The organism is Chitinivorax tropicus, assembly GCF_014202905.1.
GTDB lineage: Bacteria > Pseudomonadota > Gammaproteobacteria > Burkholderiales > SCOH01 > Chitinivorax > Chitinivorax tropicus.
The window spans coordinates 1-1,028 of record NZ_JACHHY010000091.1; the positions used below are offsets into that span (position 1 = coordinate 1).

Annotated in this window: 1 protein-coding gene; it reads right to left on the reverse strand. The window is 65.3% G+C overall.

All coding sequences use genetic code 11. From position 1 onward, the window contains the following. The coding region (locus HNQ59_RS19475) for a VCBS domain-containing protein (RefSeq protein ID WP_343074327.1) at positions 1 to 1,024 on the reverse strand (1,024 nt) is incomplete at its 3' end. Positions 1,025 to 1,028 lie beyond the last annotated feature (4 nt).

The following is a 1,028-nucleotide window of genomic DNA, read 5'->3' on the forward strand; positions in this document are numbered from 1 at the left end:
TGGCATCGACGCTGAATTGGCCATAGCTGCCGCTCTGCTGGCTGGCGACGAAGCGGACGCCGAGGGTGGTGGTGGTGAGGGTGCCGCTGTCACTGAGCGTGCCATCCTCCTGCACCGCCCCACTGCCGGTGGTGGTGGAATCCGCCGTGCCATTCACCTGCACGGTGAGGGTGTGTTGGCTGCCATCGACCGAGGACACGGTGAAGGTCTCGGTCCGCTGGTCAGTGCCGGACAGCGCCTGCACCTGAGCACCGGCATTGTCGAGGGCATAGCTCCACTTACCGGTGGCATCCAAGGTGAGGGTGCCGTACTGGCCGGTGAGGGTGGCGGGCTGGAAGGCGGCCTGTCCAGCATCGGAATCGGTGAGCGTGAGCTGACCGGTGCTGAGCAGGGTGGTGTCCTCGGTTACGCTGCCATGGTCGGTGCCACTGATGATGGCCCCATCGTCGCGGCCTGTGACCGTGATGGTGACAGTGGTGGTCGAGCCATCGGACAAGGCGACGGTGAAGGTTTCGAGCTGACTGTCCCCGGTCTTGAGGGCCTGCACCGCAGGCTGGGTATTGTCCAGGGTGTAGTGCCAGGCACCACTGGCATCGACGCTGAATTGGCCATAGCTGCCGCTCTGCTGGCTGGCGACGAAGCGGACACCGAGGGTGGTGGTGGTGAGGGTGCCGCTGTCACTGAGCGTGCCATCCTCCTGCACCGCCCCACTGCCGGTGGTGGTGGAATCCGCCGTGCCATTCACCTGCACGGTGAGGGTGTGTTGGCTGCCATCGACCGAGGACACGGTGAAGGTCTCGGTCCGCTGGTCAGTGCCGGACAGCGCCTGCACCTGAGCACTGGCATTGTCGAGGGCATAGCTCCACTTACCGGTGGCATCCAAGGTGAGGGTGCCATATTGACCGGTGAGGGTGGCGGGCTGGAAGGCGGCCTGTCCGGCATCGGGATCGGTGAGCGTGAGCTGACCGGTGCTGAGCAGGGTGGTGTCCTCGGTTACGCTGCCATGGTCGGTGCCACTGATGATGGCC